This is a genomic window from Vibrio splendidus (genome assembly GCF_002873455.1).
GTDB lineage: Bacteria > Pseudomonadota > Gammaproteobacteria > Enterobacterales > Vibrionaceae > Vibrio > Vibrio splendidus_J.
The window spans coordinates 177,256-197,422 of the sequence record NZ_MCUN01000006.1 but is presented as its reverse complement, the minus strand read 5'-3'; the positions used below and the strand labels follow the sequence as shown (position 1 = coordinate 197,422).

Below are 20,167 nucleotides of genomic sequence, written 5' to 3'. Positions count from 1 at the left end.
ACTTATGTCGCTAGATGTTTAAGTAGCTAGGTGTTTCAGTAGCTAAATATTTAAGTAGATAAGTATGCACGCGGCTCCTTTTCGATCTTCCTGTTTAAGAGGTTTGACATGTCTTCGACTGAGCAGACACAGCCTTTAATTAGCCACCTTCTGGAACTCCGTAATCGCTTACTACGTGCGATTGTCGCAGTTCTGGTTGTATTTGTGGGGCTAATTTATTTCGCTAATGAAATTTATGAATTCGTATCAGCACCTTTGGTAGATCGTCTACCGGAAGGGGCTACGATGATCGCAACGGATGTTGCATCGCCATTTTTCACACCGTTGAAGTTAACTTTAATCGCGTCTATTTTTGTTGCGGTTCCGTTTATTTTGTATCAGGTGTGGGCTTTTGTTGCTCCGGGTTTATATAAGCATGAGAAGCGTTTGATCATGCCGTTGTTGGCATCAAGCTCACTACTGTTTTACTGTGGTGTGGCGTTTGCCTACTTCATTGTATTCCCGTTGGTATTTGGCTTTTTTACTGCAATATCATTGGGTGGCGTAGAATTCGCAACAGATATATCGAGTTACCTTGATTTTGTACTCGCGTTATTCTTTGCTTTTGGTATCGCTTTTGAAGTGCCTGTCGCGATTATCTTGCTATGTTGGACTGGTGCAACGACACCGAAACAACTGTCTGAAAAACGTCCGTACATCGTTGTTGTCGCTTTCATTGTTGGTATGATGTTGACACCACCCGATATGATCTCGCAGACACTGTTGGCTATTCCAATGTGTATTCTGTTTGAGATTGGTCTGTTCTTTGCGCGTTTTTATGTGCGTAAGCCAGATGGTGATGAAGAGGAAGAAGCTGAGTCGTAATTGAATCGTACTTCTTTGCTAAATTTCAGCTAAAAATTTGAAAACAAAAAAGCGGCCTATGGCCGCTTTTTTGTTTTGTCTGTTTATCGAATCTTTAACTGATAGCCACAGTTTTGGCATATATAGAGCTCTTTGATGCCCAAAATTTTATGCCATAAGGTTCGATGTTGACGTTGTAAATGTTGTGAGTGGTCACACATATCAACTACCTCCATATGCAGGTGGTTGATAGTATACATATCACTATGTTTTAACAAATAAATTCACTCTAAACCATTGAATTTATTTATTGATAAATCTGTTACAGGCTAAATAGCGCCTTGGCATTCGCTGTGGTTATACTATCGACTTCATCTATTGTCATGTTGCGTAGTTCGGCGATACGTTTCGCTACCAATTCGGTATAGGCTGGCTCATTGCGTTTGCCTCGATTCGGCGCGGGTGCCAAATACGGACAATCTGTTTCTAGAATGATGTAATTCATATCAAGGTGAGGGATCACTTTGTCCATACCGGAATTTTTAAAAGTCGACACACCACCTAACCCGAGGTGAAAGCCGAGTGCGTTGATCGCTTGAGCTTCCTCTAAGCTGCTGCCAAAGCAATGGAATACACCACGTAAGCTGCCATCTTGTTCTTTACGAAGTAGAGCAAGTGTCTCTTCAATGGAATCACGAGTGTGGATCACCACAGGTAGATCGAGTTCTTTTGCCCATTGCAGCTGAGTCACAAACGCCATCTCTTGTTCTGCTTTAAAGGTTTTATCCCAGTACAGGTCGATACCTATTTCACCCACGGCGATAAAGTCATGCTTATCGAACCAAGCTCGAACGGTTTTGAGGGTTTGTTCGATATTTGCATCCACATAACAAGGATGTAAGCCCATCATTGAACGACATACCTCCGGAAACTGAGCTTCCGTCGCTAGCATTGGCTCGATAGATTCTAAATCGATGTTCGGCAGCAGAATGGTATCAATACCTTGAGCAAGCGCGCGTTGCACGACTTGTTCACGGTCTTCATCGAATTCGCTCGCGTAAATATGGGCATGAGTATCGATCATTGTTTTGTCCTGAAAGCGGTCTTTACTGAATTGTCATGAGTATACGGCAGTGTGAGGAGAAGGTCATTTTTTGCCATTTCTCCCTGTTTTTGAGTGGGTTTTATATTTTACTGTTAGCGTCCTGAGCCATCAGTGATATGCTTTTGCCTGTATTTTGCACTTTTCATATCTAAGCATTTCGGTGCTTAGACTAGGCAAGGAGAATCTAGTGTCAGTTTCAATTCAAGGTCAATTCCCAGGTCGCCGTATGCGCCGTATGCGTAAGCACGACTTTAGCCGTCGCCTAATGGCAGAAAATCAATTGTCTGTGGATGATCTAATCTACCCAATGTTTATTCTCATGGGTAAAGAGCGTCGTGAGCCTGTAGAGTCAATGCCAGGTGTTGAACGCCTGTCTATCGATCTTATGCTTGAGGAAGCGGATTACCTGTCAAAATTGGGTGTTCCTGCAATTGCTCTGTTTCCGGTAGTGAACCAAGATGCTAAAAGTTTATGCGCGGCTGAAGCTCATAACTCAGAAGGTTTGGTACAACGAGCAGTACGCTTACTCAAAGAGCACGTGCCAAATATGGGTGTGATTACTGACGTAGCACTGGATCCGTTCACCACTCACGGCCAAGACGGCATCATCGATGAAGATGGTTACGTGATGAATGACGAGACGACTGAAGTCTTGATTAAGCAAGCACTATCACACGCTGAAGCGGGTGCTGATGTGGTTGCACCGTCGGATATGATGGATGGCCGTATTGGTAAAATCCGTGAAGCGTTAGAAGAAGCTGGCTACATTCATACTCAAATCATGGCGTACTCTGCGAAATACGCATCGTGCTACTACGGCCCATTCCGTGATGCAGTTGGCAGTGCTTCGAACCTGAAAGGTGGTAACAAGAAGAACTACCAGATGGATCCAGCCAACAGCGATGAAGCGATTCATGAAGTTGCAATGGATCTGAATGAAGGTGCAGACATGGTCATGGTTAAGCCTGGCATGCCTTACCTTGATATTGTTCGTCGTGTTAAGCACGAGCTCCAAGCTCCAACGTATGCTTACCAAGTGTCTGGCGAATACGCGATGCACAAAGCGGCGATCCAGAATGGCTGGCTGAAAGAGCGCGAAACGGTAATGGAATCACTGTTGTGCTTTAAGCGTGCTGGCGCAGATGGCATCTTGACTTACTTTGCTAAAGATGTGGCAGAGTGGCTTGCAGCAGATAACGCACAAGCCGCTGAGCACTTAAAAGAAAAGTAACGATTTAGCGTTCGATTAGATGAATCAATTAAAGGGTTGGCCATTGTGTCAGCCCTTTTGTTTATGAGGAGAACGAGTATGTCTGTAATCGTGCGTGAAGGCTCATTAGCAGAGGTGATCTCTGTTGTTGAGCAGATTACCGAGTTTGCTAAGAAAGAGAGTGTAGCGTCTTTATCGGAGCGATTAACGGGTAAAACCAACCTGATCCTTGTAGCCGAGGAAGCGGGTGTATTACTTGGTTTTAAGATCGGCTATGAATTGGATCAACAGACTTTTTACAGTTGGTTTGGGGGCGTGTTACCGCTCGCAAGAAATAAAGGTGTTGCACAGGCGCAATTAGATGCTCAAGAACAGTGGGTGAAGCAACAGGGGTACCAACAGCTGAAAGTGAAATCTCGTAACCAGTTTCCCGCAATGCTGCGTTTGTTATTGAGAAACGGTTACCTAATCGAAAAATTAGAAGAAAAAGAAGACATTAATGCCCATAGAATTCATTTTTTGAAGCAAATTTGAACACTGTCATTAACGGGTTATAAATTAAATGAGATTTATTATCATTTAAGTGTTGACTATTAAATGAGAATCATTATTATTAACTTCGTCTTAGGGAATGAGGAAATGTTCACAAGGATGTTAAGTACTCAAGTATCTACTTGGTTACCCAACAGAATTCTCGCGAACTTGTACTAAGTTCTTTTTGACACGACATTGCTCACATTGCTTCCAGTGTAATTTATAGCTTTTAGGTAAAGCTGTGGTATTCAATTTGAATGGCTTTACCGGTTTTTGCTAGGCGACATCTTCGGGTGTCGCTTTTTTTATACCTCGATTTCAACAAGATGCATATTTAGTGGCACGTTTTTTTATGAATAAAACGCCATCAGCATTCTTTTCCACAATACAAGATCGAGAAAAGATCGTTGATCATATGTTCGATCTGTAATTTTGTCTTTTATTTTCAGTGGTTTATTTGTGTTTTTTGATTGGTTTACCTTAGTTCTCAACAGGGTGGGTAAATAATATAAACAGAGTTATCCACAGAACGTTTGTGTCTAAGAACAAAAAATAACAACAAATTGATTATAACGAACACAGTCGAGTCAACGGATACGGATCGACAACGTAGAATCCAACCAACAGACGTGGCATTCTTAACAGATAATTTCTGTACTTACTGGATTCACAAACATTATGGCTCGTATTCCTGATAATCCATTGATTCTGATCGATGGCTCTTCTTACCTGTATCGCGCGTTCCATGCTTACCCTGGCACCATGAGCAATGGCGATATCCCAACGAATGCTGTTTATGGTGTGGTTAACATGCTGCGCAGCATGATGCGTCAATTTGCTTCTGATCGTATTGCAGTTATTTTTGATGCGAAAGGGAAAACGTTCCGTGATGATATGTACCCAGAGTACAAAGCAAACCGCCCACCGATGCCTGATGATCTTCGTTGTCAGATCGAGCCGCTGCACAACGTAATTCGTGCGATGGGTTTGCCACTTATCTCTATTCCTGGTGTTGAAGCGGATGACGTGATTGGTACGTTGGCTTCTCAAGCTTCTGCGATGGGTATGCCTGTGCTTATTAGTACCGGTGATAAAGATATGGCGCAGCTGGTCGATGACAACGTTACCCTAATCAACACCATGACCAACGTGGTGATGGATCGTGAAGGTGTTATTGAGAAGTTTGGTATCCCGCCAGAGCTTATTATCGATTATCTCGCGCTGATGGGCGATAAAGTGGATAACATTCCAGGCATTCCAGGTGTGGGCGATAAGACTGCCACGGCATTGCTGCAAGGTATCGGTAGTATCGAAAAGCTGTACCAAAATCTTGATGATATTGCGGCACTTGGTTTCCGTGGTTCGAAAACCATGGCTAAGAAGCTGGCTGATAATAAAGACAACGCTGATATGTCTTACCAGCTTGCGACGATCAAGTTAGATGTTGAACTTGAAGAGACACCAGAGTCACTCGTTAAAGCTCAGCCAAATATCGACGAACTGATCAAACTATACGGCCAACTGGTTTTCAAATCTTGGTTGAACGAGCTGCTTGAAGGTGGCAGTGGTGTGGTTGAGGCGGATGAAAGATCTGCAGCAACGGGAGCTGGTGCGGTACGCAGCAGTGCTTCTGCAGCAACGTCTACCGTGGAGATGAATACCTCTGCCGTGACGATTGACCGTAGTCACTACGAAACGATTTTAGATGAAGCGTCATTCAATGTTTGGTTAGAGAAACTTAAAGCCGCAGAGGTGTTTGCCTTTGATACCGAGACTGACAGTCTTGATTACATGGTGGCGAACCTTGTGGGTCTGTCATTCGCGACTGAAGAAGGCGTTGCCGCTTACGTGCCTGTTGCTCATGATTACTTAGACGCCCCACAACAGCTGGATCGCGATTGGGTGCTTGAGCAGTTGAAACCGATTCTTGAAGATGATGCTCAAGCAAAAGTGGGTCAAAACCTAAAATACGATATGAGTGTGCTAGCGCGCTACGGTATCGAGATGAAGGGCATTAAGTTCGATACTATGTTGGCGTCATACGTTTTCAATAGCGTAGGTGGCAAACATGACATGGACAGCCTAGCGCTGCGTTTCCTACAACACAGCTGCATTTCATTTGAGCAAATCGCAGGTAAAGGTAAGAAACAACTTACTTTCAACCAGATTGAGCTGGGTGAGGCTTCTCCATATGCCGCGGAAGATGCTGACGTGACTTTACGTCTTCATAACCGTCTGATGGAAAACATTGAGAAAGATGAAAAGCTAAAATCGATCTATGAAGAGATCGAAGTGCCACTGATTCCTGTGATGTCTCGCATTGAACGCACCGGTGTATTCATCGATGACATGTTGCTAGGCGCTCAATCGCAAGAGATTGCGGTTCGTCTGGATGAGCTAGAACAGAAAGCTTACGAGATTGCAGAGCAAGAGTTCAACATGAACTCACCAAAACAGCTGCAAGCGATCTTGTTTGAGAAAATGGGTCTGCCAGTTATCAAGAAAACGCCATCAGGTGCGCCTTCAACTAATGAAGAAGTGCTGCAAGAACTGGCTCTTGATTACCCGTTACCTAAACTGATCATTGAGTATCGTGGCCTAGCAAAACTGAAGTCTACTTATACAGATAAGCTGCCGAAGATGATCAATGCAGAAACGGGTCGTGTTCATACGTCTTACCATCAAGCAGTGACTGCGACGGGCCGTTTGTCTTCAACCGATCCAAACCTACAGAACATCCCAATTCGTAATGAAGAAGGTCGTCGTATCCGCCAAGCATTTGTTGCACAGCACGGTTGGAAGATTCTCGCAGTCGATTACTCGCAAATTGAATTGCGTATCATGGCACACCTATCGGGTGACAAAGCGTTACTGGAAGCGTTCCAACAAGGTAAAGATATCCACGCAGCAACCGCTGCTGAGATTATCGGTGTTGATATTGATCAGGTAACGACTGAACAACGTCGTCGTGCGAAAGCGGTTAACTTTGGTCTTATCTATGGCATGAGCGCGTTCGGCTTGGCTAAGCAGCTGGGTATTCCTCGTGGCGAAGCACAACATTATATGGACACTTACTTTGAACGCTACCCAGGGGTAATGCAGTACATGGAAGACACTCGCAGCGCTGCTTCAGAGCAAGGCTTCGTTGAAACCATTTACGGTCGTCGTTTGCATCTTCCTGAAATCCAATCTCGTAATAGCATGCGTCGTAAAGCGGCTGAGCGTGCGGCGATCAATGCGCCAATGCAAGGTACGGCGGCAGACATCATCAAGAAAGCAATGCTGCTAGTGGATGAGTGGATCCAAGCCGAAGGCGATGGTCGTGTGAAGCTATTGATGCAAGTACACGATGAATTGGTATTTGAAGTTCAAGAGTCAGCTTTAGCCGAAATTGAAAGTAAAGTACAAGAATTGATGGAGTTAGCTGCAGATCTAGCAGTACCGCTAGTCGCGGAAGCTGGCCACGGTGACAACTGGGATCAAGCCCACTAATCAGTTTTCGACCTTATTGATGAAATTAGTATGAGCCAGTGCACAAACACTGGCTTTTTTTTGTCTGAAATAAAGTCGAGTGGATAATTGGATTTGAATGTTTTAATAAAACATTAATGAAAAAAAACTACAAAAATGGTTTTCATTTCTGAGCAATTGTTGTACATTAAATCTTGTAGGGTACAGAGGTAAGATGTTCTATCTTTCAGACCTTTTGTTTCACGTTATTGGATTAGGCTGATTCAGCCGCCCCAGTCAGTATTTGACTGGGGCGTTTTTTCTTGTGCGAAAGAAAAATATTTCCAATCTAAATTCCCTCGTTAATCGGCTTGTTTTTAGTGCCTTTTCCAGCGTTTCCCCAAATATACTTTTTATTACCAAGCTTGCCTTAAATCTGGAAGTTGATCAGCAATTGGTAATTAACATCCATCCTTAGTTTGATTTTTTTATTGTTTAAAATAACTTTTATTTTACAAGTTACCTGTAAATGATTGATGGCTTGTGCTTTATTTATCAGTGCATTGGCTTGGTGAATGCTCAATGTAACCCATGATTTCCTGTTGTTTCTCTGTACTGAATTTAAGTGCTTCGGCGGTGATTTGGATGGATTGCGCCATAGAAGAGATATTGTTGGTCGCTTTCACTAAGGTTTGCTGCATGGGTTTTAGGATAAGTAGGTAGATGGCAGTCAAGGCGATAACAATGACAGCGATAACGGCTGCTAACGCAATAATGATCTTGGTCTGAATGTCATCCAACAGTATCTGACTGGTTTTTTTAAAGGCGATTCGAGAATTGTCTAAGGCTTGTGGAAGTTGGTTGAGCGATGTCTTGGTTGAATTGGCGAGCTTATTAATGCTCTCAACGGTTTGATTCAATGCTTGCTGCTGATCATCGCTAAGGTTGGGGTTGTTGACGATGGCTTGCAACGATTGTGATATCACTTCGAGAGATTCACTTGCTTCCTGAGCGTACTTCTCCATACCGTCGAGATCTAAGGTCATATCAACATTGACCAAAGCGGCCTCGGTTTTGGGCTGTTCCGCTTCAGATGATGCACCGGTAAATGAGATCAATATAAGCGCGATGGTCGCCAATGGTTTTTTCCACATGAGTATTCCTTTCTCATTGTTCTGTTTGTCAAAGGTAGTCCTTTAGTATGGTTCATTTCTCTCACTTCTAACTGATTAATATTGTCTTTAACTCTCAAGATTTAGGTTTAACTCGCTAATTTTTGGGTAAAAAAATACCCCGCCTAATAAGAGGCAGGGTATTGATAAGGGTAAATCACTTGCTGTAAGTGCTTTACCCTCTAATTATAGATAAAGCTCTAGATAGAGGAACTACTCTGAGTCGTTTTGCTCTTCGTCCGTTAGCTCATCAATGATTTGATCGGCAAATACCGGAGCAAACCACTCATCCATCTTGGCACGCAGTTGGTCAACGCCGATGCCCTTCATTGAAGAGAAGACATCAACCGCAACATCACCACCGAAAGATTTCGCATCATTACGGATTTTCAGTAGCTGTGCTTTACGTGCACCGCTTTTAAGTTTGTCTGCTTTTGTTAACAAAACTTGTACTGGGATGCGGCTATCGATAGCCCAGTAGATCATTTGTTGGTCAAGGTCTTTCATTGGGTGACGGATATCCATCAATACCACTAAACCTTTCAGGCTTTCACGTCGTTGTAGGTATTCACCTAACGACTTTTGCCATTTTTTCTTCATCTCAAGCGGTACTTGAGCAAAGCCATATCCTGGTAAATCGACGATATGACAACCGTCCGTTACCTTAAATAGGTTAATTAGCTGAGTTCGACCGGGTGTTTTACTGGTTTTCGCCAAGCTTTTTTGGTTTGTAACGCGATTTAGCGCGCTAGATTTACCAGCATTGGAGCGTCCTGCAAACGCAATTTCGATCCCTTCGTCTTCTGGTAAATGACGAATATCAGGTGCACTGGTAATGAAATGCGTGTTTTGATAATGAATTTTTACGCTCACTGTTAACTCCATCTCGACTTTGTGTAGTCGATTGATTACTTTTTTGTGAATTTGTGTAAAATAACCGTGCTCGGCATAAGGTCGCCTATTGTACCATGAGTGGCAACATAGAGTGGTACTGGAAGCTTGATAATTATAATGGAATGTCATGAAGAAATTAGCGCTAATTTTGAGTCTTTTAGCCAGCTGCTCAGTATGGGCTCAAGGTAGTATTGAAGCTGGTAAAGCCAAATCACAAACATGTGTTGCCTGCCACGGTGCTGACGGCAACAGTCTGATCACCCAGTACCCTAAATTGGCTGGTCAACATGAGAAGTACCTAGAGAAGCAGTTAAAAGAGCTTAAGCTCGGTATGACTAGTGGTGGTAAGCAAGGTCGTAATGAACCTGTAATGGGTGCAATGGCGATGTCTTTATCTGAAGAAGATATGGCTGACCTAGCGGCGTACTACGCATCGCTACCTATCTCTAGTAACTCTACTCCTGAGAATGTAGTAGATGAAGGAAAGGTTCTTTACACCGCAGGTAACGCAGAACGCGGCGTAACGGCGTGTATTGCTTGTCACGGTCCACGTGGTAACGGTACCGAACTTTCTGGTTTCCCTAAGATTTCAGGCCAGCACGCAGATTACATCAAGGCTCAACTTGAGAAATTCCGCGATGGTAGCCGTAATAACGACATGAATGCGATGATGCGTGATGTAGCTAAAAAGTTAACAGACGCAGATATTGATACCTTATCGAAGTACGTTGGTGGTTTACACTAATATGTCGGTTTCTTGCTCTTAGCCAGAGTAAAGAAATGTACGCTCGAGCGAGATTGAAGAGACGCCCCGATCAGTAATGGTTGGGGCGTTTTCTTTTGTATTGGTTTTATTAATGTGTTTTGTGCTGATGTCTGATTTATCAATGTGTGATCGATTTGTGTACAAAAGTGTGAGCTTGAACTCTTGTAGTCTTTTTGTAACCGGGTAAAGTAACGGCCATCAGCTAGGAGCTGACTTAGATACGGATGGTCATCTAGTCTAACGGTATAGACAGAAACGGATCAGGCTAGGACAGCCCAGCAACAAGGTGTTAGAAAAGGATAGCCAAAACTCATCAGGACGATGAACAACAAACAAATTTGGCATGGAAAGCACCAATAACAAATGGAGATTTGTGTACCAAGTTGAGTATGCAAATTTTGGCCGATATAGGCAGATTTAGAGAGCGATAGGTTTTCCTATCGCTTTTTTTATTGATTTGATGAAAAAACACCCAATACCTCTCCACTATAAACTCAGTTTCTGGTATGTTTCGCATCCCTGTTTAAGGATGTGCTATGTATACTTGTCCCTTATGCCATCACCAAGGCGTGAATCACTATTTTGAAGACAAACGCAGAGCCTATCTGCAATGTCAGCAATGTGAACTGGTATTTGTTAAACCTGAACAAAGGTTAGAAGCAAAAGAAGAGAAAGCACACTATGATCTCCATGAGAACGATCCTAGTGATGCAGGCTATCGTCGTTTTCTATCTCGCATCGCGGATCCACTAACAGACAAAATTTCATCTAACTCACACGGGTTGGATTTTGGTTGTGGCCCAGGCCCTACGCTATCTATTATGTTAGAAGAAGCCGGACACACCATGGAGTTGTACGATATCTATTACCACCCAGAAGCTTCTGTGTTGGAAAAAACGTATGACTTTATGACTGCCACGGAGGTGATAGAGCATCTTTATCACCCAGACAAAGTGTGGCAGCAATGGTTGAATTTAGTTAAACCCAAGGGCTGGATTGGTCTTATGACTAAACTAGTAATAGACGTAGACGCGTTTGCTGGTTGGCACTACAAGAATGACCCGACACATGTCGTCTTCTTTAGTCGTCAAACATTCCAGTTTTTGGCAGAGCGGGATAAGCTCGAACTAGAATTTTTTGGAAATGATGTAATTTTACTGAGGAAAGTGCAGTAATGGGTCGTAGTAAGAAATCAAGAAAACCGGGAGCACTTGGCGCTCCGGAACCTATGGTTACTCGTAACCGTAGTGAATCTGATGTTGAAGGTCGTGAACGTAAGCGTGTTAAAAAGCGTAAAGGCCTTAAATCTGGCAGCCGTCACTCAGATGGTAGCGAAGCAAAACAGCGTAAAGCTGCACTAGCTCGCGACCCTCGTTTAGGCAGCAAGAAAAAAATCCCGCTGATTGTTGAACCAGCGAAGAAGTCGACGAAACAAGAGCGCAAGCTATCTAACGAACAAGAGTTAGAGATGCTTGAGAATGATGCTCAACTGAACACATTGCTAGATCGTATCGAAAATGGTGAAAACCTAGGTGCTGGTCTGCAGAAGTTTGTTGATGAGAAACTTGATCGTATCGAACACCTAATGGGCCGTTTAGGTCTGCTAGAGCCAGAAAACGATGAAGAAGAGATCTTCGAAGAAGCACCGGTTGCATCTAAGAAGAAAGCGAGCTCTGATGAAGACTTACTATCTCAATTCGAAGATTTCGACTTAGACAGCTTTAAAGGTTAATAGCCAATGAACGTAACCTTATTAGCAATTGCTGGTGGAATTATCATTCTCGGCTTGGGCTCTTACGCAGGTTACCTTCTACTTCAAGTGAAGAAGCAGACGGAGTTGCAAAAGCAGCATCAAGCACTTGCCATTGAAAAACGTAACGCGACGATTTACGAAAACGTAAATACTTTGTGCTTAGCGGGTATTCAAGGCCAGTGTGACTTACCTGAGATCAGTATCCGAGTGTGTATTATTATGGATAACGTTCAGGGTGATGAGCGTGTCGATTTTGATTCTGAGTATCCTGCTCTTTCTGAGTTGTACCATATCGTAAAAGATATGGCTCGCGGAGACGGAAGGCAGGAACTGACGAAGAAAGAGCGCATGCAGCAGAATCTCACACGCCATAAGGCGGAGACTCGCTTGAATGATGCGGTCATTGAAGATTTGAAAAGGTTGCAGGAGAAGGTTAAGCCGCTCAACAACCAAATCAACATTCAGATGATCTAGTCACTAAGACTTTTAAATATAGAGGCTTGTCTAACATTCAGTTTTTAAGACGCGCTGCTTTTAATACCTATGCATTTAAGACGCTTTGTCTTAAATGCATATTGTTTTTAGGTCGCCTTGTCTTTTAACAGACAATGTTAAATTAGCCTTCTTACCTTTTGCGTCTCGTTAATCCCGACGCTTTGTTAGTGATCAAGCTAGCAGTTCTGAGTTTTTGTCTGAAAAATTGATTTTGTCTTGGAACGACCTTACTGGTCGTGTGGCAAAATAACCCGTCTATATTTTAATGTATGTAAAATGATTTGAGAGACCTTAGGTTCTCGCGGATCTAAATTGGAATTACCGCTATGTCGAGCAAGCCAGTAACAACGAATCAGCAAATCGTTTGGGATCAAGAGATCTTAAATAAGTACAACTATTCGGGACCTCGTTACACTTCATACCCAACAGCGTTGGAGTTTCATGAAGCGTTTACCGTCGCTGATTACGACATGGCGTGTACTCAGTACCCTGAGCGTCCACTCTCTCTTTACGTGCATATCCCGTTCTGTCATAAGCTTTGTTACTACTGTGGTTGTAATAAAGTCATTACTCGTCACTCGCATAAAGCGGATGAGTACTTAGATGTGATTGAACATGAAATCCGCCAACGCGCCTCTTTGTTGAATGGCCGTGAAGTGACGCAATTGCACTTCGGTGGTGGTACGCCAACGTTTTTGACCAAAACACAAATCACTCGCTTGATGATGATTCTGCGTGAGGAATTTAATTTTACTACTGACGCTGAAATCAGTATTGAAGTTGACCCACGTGAGATTGAGTTAGATGTACTTGACCACCTGCGTAACGAAGGCTTCAACCGCCTGAGCATTGGTGTGCAAGACTTCAATAAAGAAGTACAGAAACTGGTTAACCGTGAGCAAGATGAAGAGTTCATCATTGCAATGGTTCAACGTGCGAAAGAGCTAGGTTTCCGTTCAACCAACCTTGATTTGATCTACGGCCTACCAAAGCAGACTCAAGCTTTGTTCGCGGAAACATTGAAGCAAGTGTTAGAAATGAAACCGGGCCGTTTATCGGTATTTAACTACGCACACATGCCGCAACTGTTTGCTGCGCAGCGTAAGATTAAAGATGAAGACCTACCTGAACCGAAAGAGAAAATGGCAATCCTACAAGATACCATTGAGACTTTAACGGGCGCGGGCTACCAGTTCATTGGTATGGATCACTTTGCTCTGCCTGAAGACGAGTTAGCAGTAGCACAGCGTGAAGGTATCCTGCATCGCAACTTCCAAGGCTACACGACCCAAGGTGAAGCTGACCTAGTTGGTTTCGGTGTTTCAGCGATCTCTATGGTCGGTGATGCTTACGCTCAAAACCAGAAAGAGCTGAAGAAGTACTACGCTCAGGTGAATGACCTTCGTCACGCGCTTTGGAAAGGTGTTGCTCTAGACAGTGATGACCTACTACGTCGTGAAGTGATCAAACAGCTTATCTGTAACTTTAAGCTTGATAAAACCATGATCGAATCTGAGTTCTCGGTTAACTTTAATCGTTACTTCAAAGAAGATTTAGGGCTACTGCAAACCTTCATCAACGATGAGTTGGTTGAAGTTGACGACAAAGAAATCCGCGTGACTTTGCGTGGTCGTTTGTTGATTCGTAATATCTGTATGTGTTTCGATAAATACCTACGTGCTAAGGCTCGCCAACAGCAGTTCTCTCGTGTGATTTAATCGCTCGATTGAGAATAGAAACATAAAAAATGCCAGCATTATGCTGGCATTTTTGTCTCTGGCTCATTCGATTTAACCTTTGTATTCTATTTATTAGCATTGCTGAGGTCGGTAGGCCATTGGTCAAACGGTACTGGACGACTGTATAAAAACCCTTGAGCAAGTGGGCACTTTAGTTGCTTGAGGAGTTCTTCCTGTTGCTGTGTTTCAACGCCTTCTGCCACTAAGCTCACCTTGAAACCCTTGGTGATGTTAACGATGGCTGTGACGATGGAGCTGTCTAGGTTCTCTTGTTCCAGCTTGCTGACGAAGCTGCGATCGATCTTTAAGCAATCAAATGGCAGTTTGTGTAAATAAGCCAGTGACGAATAGCCGGTACCAAAGTCATCAATTGCAATCGAGATGCCTAATGCTTTTAGCGTTAGCATGTTATCGATGATGGCTGGGTCATTGTCGACGATGTGTGACTCAGTGATCTCCAGTGTCAGGTTGCTTGCTGGTAGCTTGGTGTCACGTAGCGTGCCTTTTACTTGTTCAACAAAGCCACTTTCACTCAGTTGATCGACCGATAGGTTGACGTGAATAGAGAAGTCCTTGCTCCATTTTCCTGACTCAATCGCGATTGCAGTATCTCGACACGATTTATGTAGAATTTGCTTGCCGATATCGTAAATGAGCCCACTTTCTTCTGCGAGAGGAATGAACTCGAGTGGTGAGATCACCCCTTCATCGGTTATCCAGCGTGCTAAAGCTTCAGCCCCAATGGTCGAGCCGGATTCGAGATCAATAATAGGTTGATAGAAGGGTTCGAACTGTTGACGTTCAATCGCTCGGTTCATCCGCGCCAACATCTTAGTACGATGTCTTGATGCTTTACCCATCTCTGGGCTGTAAATGCTGACACTCGCTTTGTCTTGTTTTGCGTTGCTTAGAGCAATGCTACTACTGCGCAGCAATAGCGCAATGTCGTGGACGTTAGATACACCGACGATTCCCATCGATACCTTAATGACGACACTTTCTGATTCCATTGAAAATGGGGATGCAAAGGTTTGAAGCAAGCGATTAGTCAGTAGTTGAGCCTCCTCGCTTTGGATGACGTTTGGGGCGTAAATGGCGAACTCATCACCGCCAGTGCGAGCTAATAGGTACTCGGATGGCAGTGTGCCTCTTAAACGAGCGGCTACAATGATAAGCAATTGGTCACCATTGTAATGGCCAAGGCTGTCATTGATGTCTCGGAAGCGATTGATACCAACTAAGTAAAGTGTGCCTTTTTCGTTTTTAGGGTTTTTCTTGGCAGCGTCGATAAAGCCTTCGCGGCTGTATAGCTTGGTTAATGAGTCATAGGTAAGCTGAGACTGCAATGCTTGAAAGGAAGCCTTTAAGTTGTTGGTCATTTCATTGAATGACTCCACCAACATGCTGGTTTCATAGATATGCCCCGTCTTTGGCATGCTCGTGTCCCAATCGCCCTTAGCAAGACGTTTTGCTGCATCCGCTGTTGAGGTGATAGGTTGGGTAACACGATTAAAGGCAATTAATCCTGTAATGACACCAATGCAACTCAGTGCTAGCCCGATCAACCAACTGTTTCTTTGGTTTTCAGGTAATTCACCGAGTAGGTTGCTTTCAGGGATCGACATACCAATAAACCAAGTGATGCCGTGCTCATCTTGATAAGGGGTGATCTGGTTGAAGTATCGTTCGTTGTCTAGGTGAAAGCTAAAGCGCTGCACGCCCAAATTATCGATTAGGTGAAATTGATCTACGTAGCTAGCACTTTCACGTATTACCGGGTTAGCACTCTCTGATGCAAGCAAGCGTTGGCCTTTATTGGTTTTCCCTGTTCCCCAAGAGACCACGCTGCCTCCGCCCGAGTGAGCGACCAAGCGTTGTTGTTTATCAATGATATAAACAGAGGCATCTGTTTTATCTTTAAGTTCTTTGAGAAATGCATTGAAGGTATTGATCTTGATGTCGCTGACGACGACGGCTTTGAATTGGTTGTCATCATAGATAGGGGCGAGGGCAGATAAGGTGATTTCTTGGCGCTCATCAGCATTGGCATAAATTGGCGACCATACCGCCTTTTTTTGTGTAGCAACGGGTGTGTACCATGGGCGGGCTCTCGGGTCGTAACCTGAAATCACAGATCGAATGTCTTCACTAATCTTACTGCCACGGTAAATGACCAACTGATCGTTAGTACGGTCGTCTTGCACCATCAAGGTGTAGCCTTTGTTGGCTTCTTTACGAAAACCGACATAGTTACCATCTTCAGAACCAAAGCCGATCACATCGATTTGAGGGACTGCAGTGAAATGGTCTGAAAACGTATAAAGAATGTAGTCTTGGACCTTGCTAAGATTGCCCGCTTGATAAAGATGGTGGTAGCCGATGTTATGGCTGAGCGAGAGGTTCGCGTGAAATGGTTTTTCTAAAAAATTGGACAGGCTTTGATGAACATTGTCAGTAAGTGATGTTAGTTGGCGTGCACTAACATCACTCACCATCTCTTTGTAGCTTTGCTTTTGAGTGAAAACCATTACGCCCATAGTGAACAGAAAAATCATCACGAATGGCAGAACCACGGCGGTTCTCAAGGTAATCTGTGTTTTCAAAGACATCTTTAGCTACAACTTTGGTGAATAGTGCACTGTAATTGTACCGACACTACTCAAACCAAGCGACACTTTTTTGGTTAAAAAAGTAGCTGCATAGAGAGTCATATAAGGTCTAGTACAGTTCTTTTAGTTTACGAGTTAGGGTGTTTCTTCCCCATCCCAAAACCTTAGCAGCATCCTGTTTATGACCATTGGTATGGTTGAGTGCAGCCTCTAGCAGTATACGTTCAAACTCTGGCAGAGCATAAGTGAGTAATTCCTTTTCTCCTGAATCAAGCGCACACTTTGCCCAATTAGCGAGCAGTTGTTGCCAGTTATCCCCAGTCCCTGAGGTCGTCACCACTTTTTCTTCCAACAGTTCTGGTGGTAAGTCTGAAGGGAGTATTTCACTGCCGCTAGCCATGACGGTGAGCCAACGACAAATGTTCTCGAGTTGACGTACGTTACCTGGCCAATTCAGTTGATTGAGCTTCAAAATGGTCTCTGGGTGCAGTGTCTTCACTTCAACACCGAGTTCTTCTGCGGCTGATGCTAGGAAGTGGTGAGTCAGCTTTTCAATGTCTTGTTTACGTTCGCGCAGTGCCGGAATATGGATTCGGATAACGTTGAGTCGATGGAAAAGGTCTTCACGGAAACCACCGTCATGTACTAAGCGCTCAAGATCTTGGTGGGTTGCTGCAACGATACGAACATCAACCTTAACCGCAGAATGCCCACCGACACGATAAAATTGACCATCAGAAAGTACGCGCAGTAGTCGAGTCTGAATATCGAGAGGCATATCGCCAATTTCATCAAGAAATAGAGTACCGCCGTTGGCTTGCTCGAATCGTCCTTGGCGAACACTGTTAGCGCCGGTAAAGGCGCCTTTTTCGTGGCCAAACAGTTCTGATTCGATCAGATCTTTGGGGATTGCTGCCATGTTCAAGGCAATGAAGGGCTTCTTAGCTCTTGGGCTGTGACGATGTAGAGCGTGAGCGACCAATTCTTTACCCGTACCCGATTCACCATTAATGAGAACCGAAATGGATGAGCGAGACAAACGGCCAATAGCTCGGAAAACTTCCTGCATTGCAGGTGCTTCACCGATAATTTCTGGTGCGTTGGTTTCTTCGGCTACTTCGCTGGCTTGTTCTCGCTTTTGCTCTTGGCTGTGTGCGATCGCTCGCTCTACCAGAGTCAGTGTCTCATCAATATCGAATGGCTTCGGTAGATATTCAAAGGCGCCTTTTTGATAAGCATTCACCGCCGCATCAAGGTCTGAGTGTGCGGTCATAATGATCACGGGCAGGTCAGGAGAGCGTTGATGAACCTGATGCAACAGCTCAATGCCGTCAATGCCGGGCATGCGAATATCAGACACCAAGACGTCTGGTGTTTCGCGCTCAAGCGCGAGCAGTACGCTCTCAGCATCAGCAAATGTTTCACACTTTATATCCGCAGATGACAGTGTTTTCTCTACTACCCAGCGGATAGAGCTGTCGTCATCGACGACCCAAACGTATCCCTTACTCATAATTCAATTCCTTTGCAGCCAAATCTATTGTGATAATCATTGTTGTTTTTATTATGTCTTTAATCTTTGTATTACCGAGTTAAGCCTTTTCACTCGCGACTTAATAACAAGTCATATATTCGCTTAGATCGGTAGGTAAATCGTGAATGTGGTGTTACCCGGCCAGCTCTCAACATCAATTTTTCCATTGTGTTGATCGATCAGGTTTTGAGAAATCGATAGTCCCAGCCCTGTGCCACCCTCTCGTCCGCTAACCATTGGGTAAAACAGCGTGTCTTTTAAATCATCGGGGATGCCCGGACCGTTATCGCTGATCTCAATGCGCGCTGCGAGTTTGTGTCGCTGCCCATGAATATTGGCTTGATGCACCGTTCTGGTGCGAATGGTGATTTTCCTGGATTCTTGGGCCTTTAAAATCTGCGCCGCGTTACTCACGATATTGAGCATCGCTTGTTCAACTTGTGCTGAATCCATCAAAATGTCCGGTAAGCTCGGGTCATAATCTCGCTCTATGACGAGTGTTGAACCCGATTCAAGCTCGACGAGCTGCCTTACTTTTTCAAGTATCTGGTGAAGGTTCTCTTCTGATTTAGTTCCCGGCTTTTGAGGGCCAAGCAGGCGATCGACTAAAGCTCTTAGGCGGTCTGCTTGCTCAATAATTATCTGTGTATATTCATTAAGAGACTGATCAGGAAGCATTTTCCCAAGTAACTGCGCTGCACCTCTTAAGCCACCGAGTGGGTTCTTAATCTCATGTGCTAACCCGCGCACCAACAGCTTAGCTGCTTGTTGTTGTGCGTGTTGGTTGAGCTCTTGGCTGAGGCGTCTTTGCTGGTCTATCTTGCGCATCTCAACCAATAACAGTGTCTCTCGTTGCCAAGAGATTGGGCTAACCGTGACTTCAAGCATCAGTGGGCGGTTATCAACAACGAAGGTCACGTCACTGTCGGTAATGCTCTGGCCACTTTGTAGCGGTTGCGTCAAAAGTGCCAAATCCAATGAGGCGTGTTGGATAAGTTGGCTCAGTGGATGATCGACGATGCGTCGCGCGCTTTGTGAAAAGAGTTGTTCAGCCGCCGGGTTGGCGTATCGGACATACAGTTGCTCATCGAGCATCAATGTGGAGGTCACCATATTGTCTAGAATGGCGCTGGAAAGGTGATGTGTATCTATGCTGTCGCTTTTGGCTGATCGATTCACTATTTCGTCCTTGAACTGGTGTTTTTCTCACTGCACCAAATTGGTGCGTAGCTAAGTTCAAGTATGGCGCATATCAACCAGAAGCTAAAGATAATTCATTAGAGTCGCTGAAAGCTGCTTCGATTAGGTGAAAAGTAGAGGTAATTCAGTCTCTTTTAACACATTGGCCTACTTGAGCGTCGCTCGATGTAAATACACGGTGACTGGACTAGTAGATGCAATAAGCTTGCCGCTTCTATGTGCTTGAATTGCAATGGTGTGAGTACCTCGGTCGATACCTTTCAGTTCCCAATTTGATTGGGTTTGTGGTGCGCCATAACGATGACCATCGAGCATCAGTTGCAACTGCTCGCCAATACCAAGCTTGCGGCTCAGCTCTATTTGAACAGCGATTAAGCCGCGGTTGCTACGGATGGTTTGGTCATGAACGGGAGTTAGCATGGTGAGGGCTAGTTGAGTTGGCAACTCCCGCTTCGTGCTTTCTGTTTTTTCCTGAGTTTGAGTCGGCGTTTTAGTTGTAGATGAAGCTGCAGCGTCAACGGGAGTCGAGGCCTCAAATTGAGGAGCCGGTGCAGAAGCTTGCACATCCGGTAGGCGAAAAGACTGCGCATTTTGATCGGTAGGGGTATCACTAAAGTGGAGTACGCCATCTTCATCTACCCAGGTATACACCGTTTGAGCCGAGCATGAGAGCACGACTGTTAACCCGATTAGGAACAGTATATTTTTCATGTTTTAAGCCTCTTTCCACCGTAAGGTGGTTTCACGTTTGGCGTTGGTTTTGTTGTTGATTTTATTGTATTTATAGCAGCAGCCTCTGAGGGCTTTTGTCAAAGGTATGTTACGAGGAAGCTGGGGGAGGGAGAATAAAAAAAAGGCCCACC

16 protein-coding genes are annotated in these 20,167 nt (G+C 44.3%); 9 read left to right on the top strand and 7 right to left on the bottom strand.

All coding sequences use genetic code 11. From position 1 onward, the window contains the following. Window positions 1-108 precede the first annotated feature (108 nt). Window positions 109-864: a twin-arginine translocase subunit TatC gene (gene tatC, locus BCU75_RS04160; RefSeq protein WP_076675970.1), complete on the top strand. Its 756-nt coding sequence runs from the start codon at window positions 109-111 to the stop codon at window positions 862-864. Between the two features lie 301 nt (window positions 865-1,165). On the opposite strand, the gene BCU75_RS04155 is transcribed toward tatC, so the two are convergent. Further along, complete coding sequence (locus BCU75_RS04155; protein WP_102473002.1) at window positions 1,166-1,927, bottom strand: TatD family hydrolase; 762 nt, start codon at window positions 1,925-1,927, stop codon at window positions 1,166-1,168. Between the two features lie 208 nt (window positions 1,928-2,135). Between BCU75_RS04155 and hemB the strand changes: the two genes are divergently transcribed. The 3 genes from hemB (at window position 2,136) to polA (ending at window position 7,184) form a co-directional block, all read left to right on the top strand. Continuing rightward, window positions 2,136-3,179: a porphobilinogen synthase gene (gene hemB / locus BCU75_RS04150; protein ID WP_076675974.1), complete on the top strand. Its 1,044-nt coding sequence runs from the start codon at window positions 2,136-2,138 to the stop codon at window positions 3,177-3,179. Between the two features lie 78 nt (window positions 3,180-3,257). Beyond that, entirely contained in the window at window positions 3,258-3,692 is a 435-nt protein-coding gene (locus BCU75_RS04145; protein ID WP_102464474.1) for a GNAT family N-acetyltransferase, read from the top strand. A 678-nt stretch (window positions 3,693-4,370) separates the two neighbouring features. Continuing rightward, window positions 4,371-7,184, top strand: a complete 2,814-nt coding sequence (polA, locus tag BCU75_RS04140) for a DNA polymerase I (RefSeq protein ID WP_102473001.1) — start codon at window positions 4,371-4,373, stop codon at window positions 7,182-7,184. Between the two features lie 506 nt (window positions 7,185-7,690). Here the strand turns inward: polA and BCU75_RS04135 are convergent. Next, complete coding sequence (locus BCU75_RS04135) at window positions 7,691-8,296, bottom strand: GTP-binding protein (RefSeq protein WP_102473000.1); 606 nt, start codon at window positions 8,294-8,296, stop codon at window positions 7,691-7,693. A 231-nt stretch (window positions 8,297-8,527) separates the two neighbouring features. After that, window positions 8,528-9,187: a ribosome biogenesis GTP-binding protein YihA/YsxC gene (gene yihA, locus BCU75_RS04130; protein ID WP_065113321.1), complete on the bottom strand. Its 660-nt coding sequence runs from the start codon at window positions 9,185-9,187 to the stop codon at window positions 8,528-8,530. 148 nt (window positions 9,188-9,335) lie between these two features. Here yihA and BCU75_RS04125 point away from each other — a divergent pair, with 148 nt between their 5' ends. The 5 genes from BCU75_RS04125 to hemN all read left to right on the top strand — a co-directional run bounded on the left by BCU75_RS04125 (window position 9,336) and on the right by hemN (window position 13,940). Further along, window positions 9,336-9,953 carry a c-type cytochrome gene (locus tag BCU75_RS04125; protein ID WP_004735574.1) on the top strand — a complete coding sequence of 206 codons (618 nt, stop codon included), beginning with the start codon at window positions 9,336-9,338 and terminating at the stop codon, window positions 9,951-9,953. A 557-nt stretch (window positions 9,954-10,510) separates the two neighbouring features. Then, window positions 10,511-11,149, top strand: coding sequence for a class I SAM-dependent methyltransferase (locus BCU75_RS04120; protein WP_004735576.1), 639 nt, complete (start codon window positions 10,511-10,513; stop codon window positions 11,147-11,149). Further along, window positions 11,149-11,706, top strand: coding sequence for a Der GTPase-activating protein YihI (gene yihI / locus BCU75_RS04115; RefSeq protein ID WP_102472999.1), 558 nt, complete (start codon window positions 11,149-11,151; stop codon window positions 11,704-11,706). Before BCU75_RS04120 ends, yihI begins: the two co-directional genes overlap by 1 nt. Window positions 11,707-11,712: 6 nt before the next feature. Next, entirely contained in the window at window positions 11,713-12,201 is a 489-nt protein-coding gene (locus tag BCU75_RS04110; protein ID WP_017079341.1) for a DUF2489 domain-containing protein, read from the top strand. A gap of 347 nt (window positions 12,202-12,548) precedes the next feature. Further along, the gene (hemN, locus tag BCU75_RS04105) at window positions 12,549-13,940 is read left to right on the top strand and encodes an oxygen-independent coproporphyrinogen III oxidase (RefSeq protein WP_076675986.1); all 1,392 of its coding nucleotides are present in this window, start codon (window positions 12,549-12,551) and stop codon (window positions 13,938-13,940) included. 86 nt (window positions 13,941-14,026) lie between these two features. Here hemN and BCU75_RS04100 read toward each other — a convergent pair whose 3' ends face one another. From BCU75_RS04100 to BCU75_RS04085, 4 genes are all read right to left on the bottom strand, one after another. Beyond that, the gene (locus BCU75_RS04100; RefSeq protein WP_102472998.1) at window positions 14,027-16,570 is read right to left on the bottom strand and encodes an EAL domain-containing protein; all 2,544 of its coding nucleotides are present in this window, start codon (window positions 16,568-16,570) and stop codon (window positions 14,027-14,029) included. Between the two features lie 109 nt (window positions 16,571-16,679). Further along, complete coding sequence (gene glnG, locus BCU75_RS04095; protein ID WP_076675990.1) at window positions 16,680-18,083, bottom strand: nitrogen regulation protein NR(I); 1,404 nt, start codon at window positions 18,081-18,083, stop codon at window positions 16,680-16,682. Between the two features lie 123 nt (window positions 18,084-18,206). Then, the gene (glnL, locus tag BCU75_RS04090; RefSeq protein WP_076675992.1) at window positions 18,207-19,283 is read right to left on the bottom strand and encodes a nitrogen regulation protein NR(II); all 1,077 of its coding nucleotides are present in this window, start codon (window positions 19,281-19,283) and stop codon (window positions 18,207-18,209) included. 168 nt (window positions 19,284-19,451) lie between these two features. Next, window positions 19,452-20,015 carry a DUF4124 domain-containing protein gene (locus BCU75_RS04085; RefSeq protein ID WP_102472997.1) on the bottom strand — a complete coding sequence of 188 codons (564 nt, stop codon included), beginning with the start codon at window positions 20,013-20,015 and terminating at the stop codon, window positions 19,452-19,454. Window positions 20,016-20,167 lie beyond the last annotated feature (152 nt).

What these genes read in the sequence shown, in the direction of transcription:
- tatC (WP_076675970.1), top strand. Translation starts at nt 109, where the DNA reads ATGTCTTCGACTGAGCAGACACAGCCTTTAATTAGCCACCTTCTGGAA.
- BCU75_RS04155 (WP_102473002.1), bottom strand. Translation starts at nt 1,927, where the DNA reads ATGATCGATACTCATGCCCATATTTACGCGAGCGAATTCGATGAAGAC.
- BCU75_RS04145 (WP_102464474.1), top strand. Translation starts at nt 3,258, where the DNA reads ATGTCTGTAATCGTGCGTGAAGGCTCATTAGCAGAGGTGATCTCTGTT.
- polA (WP_102473001.1), top strand. Translation starts at nt 4,371, where the DNA reads ATGGCTCGTATTCCTGATAATCCATTGATTCTGATCGATGGCTCTTCT.
- BCU75_RS04135 (WP_102473000.1), bottom strand. Translation starts at nt 8,296, where the DNA reads ATGTGGAAAAAACCATTGGCGACCATCGCGCTTATATTGATCTCATTT.
- BCU75_RS04125 (WP_004735574.1), top strand. Translation starts at nt 9,336, where the DNA reads ATGAAGAAATTAGCGCTAATTTTGAGTCTTTTAGCCAGCTGCTCAGTA.
- BCU75_RS04120 (WP_004735576.1), top strand. Translation starts at nt 10,511, where the DNA reads ATGTATACTTGTCCCTTATGCCATCACCAAGGCGTGAATCACTATTTT.
- yihI (WP_102472999.1), top strand. Translation starts at nt 11,149, where the DNA reads ATGGGTCGTAGTAAGAAATCAAGAAAACCGGGAGCACTTGGCGCTCCG.
- BCU75_RS04110 (WP_017079341.1), top strand. Translation starts at nt 11,713, where the DNA reads ATGAACGTAACCTTATTAGCAATTGCTGGTGGAATTATCATTCTCGGC.
- hemN (WP_076675986.1), top strand. Translation starts at nt 12,549, where the DNA reads ATGTCGAGCAAGCCAGTAACAACGAATCAGCAAATCGTTTGGGATCAA.
- BCU75_RS04100 (WP_102472998.1), bottom strand. Translation starts at nt 16,570, where the DNA reads ATGTCTTTGAAAACACAGATTACCTTGAGAACCGCCGTGGTTCTGCCA.
- glnG (WP_076675990.1), bottom strand. Translation starts at nt 18,083, where the DNA reads ATGAGTAAGGGATACGTTTGGGTCGTCGATGACGACAGCTCTATCCGC.
- BCU75_RS04085 (WP_102472997.1), bottom strand. Translation starts at nt 20,015, where the DNA reads ATGAAAAATATACTGTTCCTAATCGGGTTAACAGTCGTGCTCTCATGC.